The organism is uncultured Agitococcus sp. (assembly GCF_937920075.1).
GTDB lineage: Bacteria > Pseudomonadota > Gammaproteobacteria > Pseudomonadales > Moraxellaceae > Agitococcus.
Map to the genome: position 1 here is coordinate 1 of NZ_CALETI010000180.1, position 7,344 is coordinate 7,344.

8 protein-coding genes are annotated in these 7,344 nt (G+C 40.2%); 5 read left to right on the forward strand and 3 right to left on the reverse strand.

Annotated features, from left to right (window positions below; translation table 11 throughout):
- Positions 1-875: 2-oxo acid dehydrogenase subunit E2 (locus Q0212_RS06970; RefSeq protein WP_297923927.1), on the reverse strand; the 875-nt coding region annotated here is incomplete at its 3' end.
- 13 nt (positions 876-888) lie between these two features.
- The gene (aceE, locus tag Q0212_RS06975) at positions 889-3,552 is read right to left on the reverse strand and encodes a pyruvate dehydrogenase (acetyl-transferring), homodimeric type (RefSeq protein ID WP_297923928.1); all 2,664 of its coding nucleotides are present in this window, start codon (positions 3,550-3,552) and stop codon (positions 889-891) included.
- A 152-nt stretch (positions 3,553-3,704) separates the two neighbouring features.
- Here aceE and Q0212_RS06980 point away from each other — a divergent pair, with 152 nt between their 5' ends.
- Positions 3,705-4,277, forward strand: coding sequence for an adenylate/guanylate cyclase domain-containing protein (locus tag Q0212_RS06980; protein WP_297923929.1), 573 nt, complete (start codon positions 3,705-3,707; stop codon positions 4,275-4,277).
- Here Q0212_RS06980 and Q0212_RS06985 read toward each other — a convergent pair.
- The gene (locus tag Q0212_RS06985; RefSeq protein ID WP_297923930.1) at positions 4,253-4,723 is read right to left on the reverse strand and encodes a tRNA (cytidine(34)-2'-O)-methyltransferase; all 471 of its coding nucleotides are present in this window, start codon (positions 4,721-4,723) and stop codon (positions 4,253-4,255) included. The two genes, Q0212_RS06980 and Q0212_RS06985, sit on opposite strands and share 25 nt — an antisense overlap.
- A 158-nt stretch (positions 4,724-4,881) precedes the next feature.
- On the opposite strand from Q0212_RS06985, the gene Q0212_RS06990 reads away from it, so the two are divergent.
- From Q0212_RS06990 to Q0212_RS07005, 4 genes are all read left to right on the forward strand, one after another.
- Positions 4,882-5,469 (forward strand): hypothetical protein, encoded by a 588-nt coding sequence (locus Q0212_RS06990; protein ID WP_297923931.1) that lies wholly within the window; start codon positions 4,882-4,884, stop codon positions 5,467-5,469.
- A 225-nt stretch (positions 5,470-5,694) separates the two neighbouring features.
- The gene (locus tag Q0212_RS06995) at positions 5,695-6,264 is read left to right on the forward strand and encodes an RNA polymerase sigma factor (protein ID WP_297923932.1); all 570 of its coding nucleotides are present in this window, start codon (positions 5,695-5,697) and stop codon (positions 6,262-6,264) included.
- Positions 6,261-6,611 (forward strand): hypothetical protein, encoded by a 351-nt coding sequence (locus Q0212_RS07000; protein ID WP_297923933.1) that lies wholly within the window; start codon positions 6,261-6,263, stop codon positions 6,609-6,611. Before Q0212_RS06995 ends, Q0212_RS07000 begins: the two co-directional genes overlap by 4 nt.
- Positions 6,608-6,838, forward strand: a complete 231-nt coding sequence (locus tag Q0212_RS07005) for a hypothetical protein (protein WP_297923934.1) — start codon at positions 6,608-6,610, stop codon at positions 6,836-6,838. The genes Q0212_RS07000 and Q0212_RS07005 overlap by 4 nt, the downstream gene beginning before the upstream one ends.
- The last annotated feature ends 506 nt before the right edge of the window (positions 6,839-7,344 follow it).

The window sequence follows — 7,344 nt, forward strand, 5'->3', positions numbered from 1 at the left end:
ATAATTAACTGCTCCCCGTCTTTACTTAACGAGCTATTAAACTTAGGCATTTTTTCTAACACATATGCACAAGCTTTCACTAAAAAGCTTAATAAGGTTAAATTTACGCCTTGGGCTTTTAAACTATCTTTTTGAGAGACTCTAAACGCTTCTAAATCAGTAATATCGGCTTCATCAAATTGAGTCACATGAGGAATATGTAACCATGCCCGATGTAAATTTTGTGCCGATAATTTTTGAATTTTGCTTAGGTCTTTAAACTCAACTTCACCCCATTTACTAAAATCAATGTCAGGCAAGATGGGCAATCCTGATACCGTTGGATTCACAGCTTGTGTATGCACTGGTGCTGGTGTGTTTAATGCTTGTTTGACAAACTGATGTATATCTTCTTTAACAATACGGCCTTTTGCTGCCGTGCCTGTTACTTGTTGTAAGTCAACCCCCAACTCACGCGCTAAACGTCTGACGGCTGGGCCACAATGTACCGCAAGCATTTTTGTGGTTTGCCTTTGTTGATCTTGCTTAATTTCTTGATGTGCTATAACTGGTTTTGGCTCGCTTGGTATTGAGGCATGATTAGTGTTGGGCTGATGAATGTCTTGTGCTTGTGGTTGATTGTTATTTGCTGATTGTTCACCTGCCACTGTCACTTGAATTAAAGCCTTGCCTTCGCTAATTTTATCACCAACCTTTACCTCAATGCTTTGTATCGTACCCGCTAAACTACTCGGCACTTCCATACTCGCTTTAGCAGACTCTAAGACCATTAATGGTGTATCAATGCTAATTTGATCGCCAACCTTAACTAAAACTTCTATCACGTCCGCGCTGTCTGTACCTAAATCGGGTGCGTAAATCGTTTGTGTAGTCATGGTTATTCTCTCCTTAGATAGTGGGTGCAAACGGTTTGTCAACATTAATCTCAAAACGCTCTAAAGCGTCTTGCACCACACTCCGACCAATCACACCATCATCCGCTAAAGCATTGAGCGCAGCAATAGCAATAAAATAACGATTCACTTGAAAATGCTCGCGTAATTTCTCTCGACTATCCGAACGACCAAAACCATCTGTACCTAAGGTGATATAGGGTAAACCTTGGGGTAAAAAGGCTCTAATTTGTTCTGAGACAATACGCATATAATCACTGGCAGCGATAATTGCGCCTTTAACTGCATGAAGTTGCTGTGTCACCCACGGCACTTTCGGTGCTTCTAAAGGATGCAAATGATTCCAATGTTCACAAGCTAAAGCTTCTTTGCGTAACTCATTAAAACTGGTCACACTCCAAACCGCAGCACGAATGCCATAGACATTCATTAATAACTCAGCAGCCGCTTCTACTTCGCGTAAAATGACGCCCGAACCCAATAATTGCACTTGATGACCATGCCCTTCGGGTGCGGCTTTTAACAGATATAAACCACGACGAATACCCTCTTCTACACCACTTGGCATAGCAGGATGCGGATAATTTTCGTTCATGGTTGTTAAGTAATAAAACACCGATTCATTTTGTTGATACATGCGGCGTAAACCATCTTGAATAATCACTGCCAATTCATAAGCATAACAAGGGTCATAGGCCACACAATTGGGAATGGTACTGGCTAATAAATGGGAATGACCATCTTGATGCTGCAAACCTTCACCATTTAAGGTGGTACGGCCACTGGTTGCACCTAACAAAAAGCCTTTAGCTTGAATATCACCTGCCGCCCATGCCAAATCACCAATACGTTGAAAACCAAACATCGAATAAAAAATATAAAACGGTATCATCGGCAAACGGTGCATACAATAAGACGTGCCAACTGCAATCCATGCACTCATCGCCCCTGCTTCATTAATACCTTCTTCGAGCATTCTGCCCTTTTTATCTTCCTTGTAATACATCATTTGCGCTGAGTCTTCGGGTGTGTATAACTGACCAACATGGGAATAAATGCCCATTTGTCTAAACATACCTTCCATACCAAAAGTCCGTGCTTCATCAGGCACAATGGGTACAACTCGCTCACCTATTTGGCTGTCTTTGAGCAAAATATTTAACAAACGCACAAATGCCATGGTAGTTGAAATGGCGCGCTCTGAACCTTGCAATACACTGTCAAACTGCGCTAATTCAGGCACAACTAATGGATGAGCTTGATTATCTCGACTGGGTAAATAGCCGCCTAATTTTTGCCGTCTCTCGTGCATATAGCGTAATTCTAGGCTATTTTCTGAAGGACGATAAAACGGTACTTTTTTTAGCTCTTCATCACTAAATGGCATATCAAAACGATCACGGAAGGCTTTAAGCGAATCTAAATCGAGCTTCTTTAATTGGTGTGTTTTATTGACCGCTTCGCCTGCACCTGTACCATAACCTTTGACGGTTTTGGCCAAAATAACGGTTGGCTGGCCTTGATGAGCCATCGCTTTGGCATAAGCGGCATACACTTTATACGGGTCATGGCCACCACGATTTAACTGATAAATCTCTTCATCAGTTAAATGTTCAACCATCGCTTTTAATTCAGGATATTTGCCAAAAAAATGCTCGCGGGTATACGCGCCACCATGAGTTTTAAAGGCTTGATACTCACCATCGACACATTCTTCCATACGTTGCTTTAAAACGCCTGTGGTATCGTTGGCCAACAAATTATCCCATTTGCGCCCCCACACTACTTTAATCACATTCCAACCTGCGCCTCTAAATACGGACTCCAACTCTTGAATAATTTTGCCATTACCGCGCACTGGCCCGTCTAAACGCTGTAAATTACAATTAATGACAAACACTAAATTATCGAGTTTTTCTCGGCCTGCTAAGGCAATAGCTCCCAAAGATTCTGGCTCATCCATTTCGCCATCACCTAAAAACGCCCACACTTTGCGTTGTTGTTCGGGCAATAATTCTCGGTTAATTAAATACTTAGTCACATGAGCTTGATAAATGGCCATAATCGGCCCTAAACCCATCGACACTGTTGGAAATTGCCAATAATCGGGCATTAACCACGGATGCGGATAACTCGATAAGCCTTTGCCATCGACTTCACGTCTAAAGTTTTCTAATTGTGCCTCACTGATTCGCCCTTCTAAATAAGAACGCGCATAAATACCGGGTGAAGAATGGCCTTGGTAATAAATTAAATCGCCACCAAAGGTGTCGTGTGGCGCACGAAAAAAATGATTAAAACCAATATCATATAAAGTAGCACTCGAAGCAAAGGTAGCAATATGTCCACCTAACTCGTCATCATTATCATTGGCACGCATCACCATAGCCAAAGCATTCCAACGAATCAACGAGCGGATTCGACGCTCCATATAAGGATCGCCTGCTAACATCGGTTCTTCTTGGGGAGAAATGGTATTAATATAGGGCGTATTTAAACGACTTAGCTGCACACCAAAACGATTAGCATGAGCAGTTAAAGCTTGTAATAAAAACTTGGCGCGCTCTACACCTTCGCGCTCAACCACTGATTCAAAAGCTTCTAACCATTCTTGGGTTTCTACCGAATCAATATCATTATATATTTTATGCTGAGTCATACGCCCCTCCGTGTTTTATTTTATGATTAACAGGGTTATACCGTTAAAACAGCTCGGGGCGCAATCTTGTCAGTTTGTTTTTTAAGCACCTGTTTGTGATATTCTTAAATCAGTGCTATTGCAATTGTTTAAAAATTGGAGGTAGGTAAATCATGCAAAATTTCTTTGGCCTGATTGATCGTCTTAATGCACATCCCGAACAAAAAGATGAGTTAGAAACACAAATATGGCAACAGTATGGCTTTCATAAAGCGGTTTTGGCTCTAGATATGAGTGGGTTTTCTTTAACAGTGCGTCGTCAAGGCATTATTGCCTATTTAGCGAAAATCCGAAAAATGCAACACTGCACACAACCATTAATTAGCCAACATAACGGAGAGTTAGTTAAATATAGTGCCGATAATCTGATGGCTACTTTTGATGATTGCCAACAAGCCTTATTAGCCGCCATTGACATTCGTCAACAATGTCAACAACAAGATACACCTGTCAGCATTGGTTTAGATTTTGGTCGTATCTTAACCATTCCACAGCAAGACTGTTATGGTGATGCTGTCAATATTGCCTATAAATTGGGTGAAGATCTTGCCGAAAAAAATGAAATTTTAGTCAGCGATAATTTTTATCAACAAATTACTCCCCATACGACAGTGCAATTTGAATCTCATCAGTTTCATATTTCTGGCTTAGAATTTAAGGCTTATTCTGTTGCTCCGCAAAAATGACATTGCCGCCATGCTTCATAAACAGTCACTGCTACCGCATTGGACAAATTCAAACTGCGGCCTGCCTTCATTGGCAACTTGACAAACTGCTCTGCATTCAAATTTAACTCAGTCATCATCTCAGGCGTTAAACCTGTACTTTCTGGGCCAAATAACAATAAATCTTGTTCATTATAAGCAACAGAATAGGCATTTTGCTTAGCTCTAGCACTAAAAGCCAAAATGCGTTTGGGTTGAATATGTTGCAAACAGGCAGACCAATTATCATGAATTTGTACCCTTGCCCATTCATGATAATCTAAACCTGCACGACGTAATTTGCTATCTTCCAAATCAAAACCTAAGGGTTTAACCAGATGTAAATTTGCACCAGTATTAGCACATAATCTAATGATATTTCCTGTATTTCCTGCAATCTCTGGTCTAAACAGCACAATATTCAACATAAAAATTCGCTTATAATTTATAAACTTAAAAAATATTAGCAAAAATTTTATGTATTTTTAATTTTTTTTGTCAACTTTATTTTAAATCAGACGTTTTTTACAGTAGCAACATACTTAGCTCTTTTTTGTATGTTCAACTCAAATACTGGAGAACGATCATGACAAAAGGTCACGCTTTAATTTTAGCCGCTGTATTAGCCACTATCACTCAACAAACTTTTGCTCGCGAAGGTGGATTTGGTGGAGGCCAACGTATGGAGCATGCTCGTCCACATCAAGGTGAGATGGGACGCGAACGTGCTGCTAAACGTCAAAATTTTAGTGAAACTAGCACTCGCACCTTAGCTAATGGTGAAACAGTCAAACGTGAAACCACACAAACAGCCACTGACAATGGTTTTACTCGTAATAGTACATTAACAAATGGTGCAGGCCAAACTGCTACTAAAAATATCACTGTTGTTAATGATAAAGAAACTGGTACACATACTCGTACCATGTCAGGTACAACATTTGATGGCAAAAGCTATAGCAATACTAGCACCAGCCAAAAAACAGAAGATGGCTTTAACCGTAGTCATAGTTTTACTACAGCTGATGGAAAAACAGGTAGCAAGCAAGTGACTGGTGTTGTTGATAAAGAAGCAGGTACGGTCACCAAAACCACCACAATCAATACGCCTAACGGTGAAAGCAAACAACATAGTGTCACGCATCAACTCAATCCACAAACGAGTGCAAATTAACAGAGTGCCAAAAGATGCTTGCCTATGGACACACAATGGCTTATGGTCATGGACTATTTTAGGACTTACGCGGTTATTGCTTATTTGCTCACTAAACAATCGCTTTTAGCGATTTTTAGTTCACAAAACGCGCTAATTTCAGTGAAATGCGTAAGTCCTATATTTAAAAACATAGTATTGAAAGAAAGTCATGATAATGACTTTCTTCACACAAAGAATAATACGATGTCGACACGTCCAGCCCCATTAACCATACAACAATGGCTAAAAGAAATTGGTCGCCGAGCTTTAGTAATGACCGAGCTAGCGACTAATTTTCATCATCAAAGCCAAGACATTGTGCAAGATAGTTTGCTCTCATTTATCAATCACTATAGTGATAAACCTAGCGAACAATGGACACCTTTATTTTATGGCATTCTACGCAACCAAATTACTGATTGGAAACGAAAACAAGCTCGTCGTAGTAAATGGTTAACATGGTTTAGTAGTCATACAATTGATGATGAGGATGAAATCAATCCCTTTGAGCAAATCGCTAATAGTTATGAAGATAATCCTGCGCAACTCTTAGCCAATGCGAGTGATATTAAATTAGTACAACAGGTGTTAAGCACTTTACCAGAACGACAACAACAAGCTTTTTTATTGCGGGCATGGGAAGGTTTAGATATTCAAACAACCTCTCAAATTATGGGCTGTAGCGAAAGTAGTGTAAAAACACATTATAGCCGAGCATTAAGCATACTGCGTTCAGCGTTAAATCAAGCAAATGTTGGCGGAGAAACATCATGAGCCATAACACACGCAAAGATGAGATGATGGTCGCTCATATTTGCCAAAGCCTAGATCAACATAGCCAACAAGCTCACGAATTTGATGACAAACTACAATTGTTGGCAGAACAAGCCCAACGCCAACGTCAACAACACTTACAAAATCGTCAACAGCAAAAAAAATGGTGGTATTTGGGCGGCAGCTTAGCGATTGCGGCCACCGTAACTATGGTCATTTTCAGCCCTAAATTAATTCAGCAAAGCACTCATTCTCAACAAACAAAAGCAGTCGCTATTCATACTTCTGTTGACCCCCAACTATTAGAAGATATGGATATGCTCATGGTTCTAGGAGAAGAACAATGAAAAAATGGCAGACAAGCCTATTACTGAGTTGCTTGTTAACACCCGTAGCTTATGCACAACCCGCTTTAGACCCTGCTTTTATTGATTATTTATTAGAGTTTGGTGAACAACCCGAATTATTTGATGCGGCACATCAGGAGCTAGAATCAAACACCCATAATGCTCAAACTCAATCAAACAATCAACGTCAACAGTCTGCTAATAACACCAAGGAGATTAAACAATGAAACGTTTTTTAATCATCAGTTTACTCTTAATTAGCGCATCAAGCTGGGCAGAGGGTGTTCGTTGGCAAGATTTACCCCCAGCTTCGCAAGAAGCTTTGATGAATCTAAAAGATAACTGGGATAAGCTACCTGCTGATAAGCAATCAGCTATTGCTAAACGTATTGATCACTGGCAAAGCTTATCAGACGAAGATAAAAATGAGGCGAAACAACGTTTTGAGCGTTGGCAGCAACTTTCACCTGAAAAACGCCAAAAATTGCTTGCTAAATACCAAGAATTTGCCAAATTGCCTCTTGACGAACAAGAAGAAATTAAACGCAAATGGCGTTGGTTTAAAAAATTACCACCTGAACAACGTGAAATCATGCGTGAAAAATGGCAATCATTATCTATTGAAGAACGTCGAGCATTACGTGAACGTTTACGTCAAGCAAATCCCGAACAACGCCGTGAATTAGATCGGAAGAGCGTCGTGTAGGGAAAGAGTGTCTTCGCCTGTGTAGAT

Excerpts from the sequence above, each read along its gene's own strand:
- Q0212_RS06995 (WP_297923932.1), top strand. The coding sequence starts at position 5,695 with ATGTCGACACGTCCAGCCCCATTAACCATACAACAATGGCTAAAAGAA.
- Q0212_RS06985 (WP_297923930.1), bottom strand. The coding sequence starts at position 4,723 with ATGTTGAATATTGTGCTGTTTAGACCAGAGATTGCAGGAAATACAGGA.
- Q0212_RS07005 (WP_297923934.1), top strand. The coding sequence starts at position 6,608 with ATGAAAAAATGGCAGACAAGCCTATTACTGAGTTGCTTGTTAACACCC.
- Q0212_RS06980 (WP_297923929.1), top strand. The coding sequence starts at position 3,705 with ATGCAAAATTTCTTTGGCCTGATTGATCGTCTTAATGCACATCCCGAA.
- Q0212_RS07000 (WP_297923933.1), top strand. The coding sequence starts at position 6,261 with ATGAGCCATAACACACGCAAAGATGAGATGATGGTCGCTCATATTTGC.
- aceE (WP_297923928.1), bottom strand. The coding sequence starts at position 3,552 with ATGACTCAGCATAAAATATATAATGATATTGATTCGGTAGAAACCCAA.
- Q0212_RS06990 (WP_297923931.1), top strand. The coding sequence starts at position 4,882 with ATGACAAAAGGTCACGCTTTAATTTTAGCCGCTGTATTAGCCACTATC.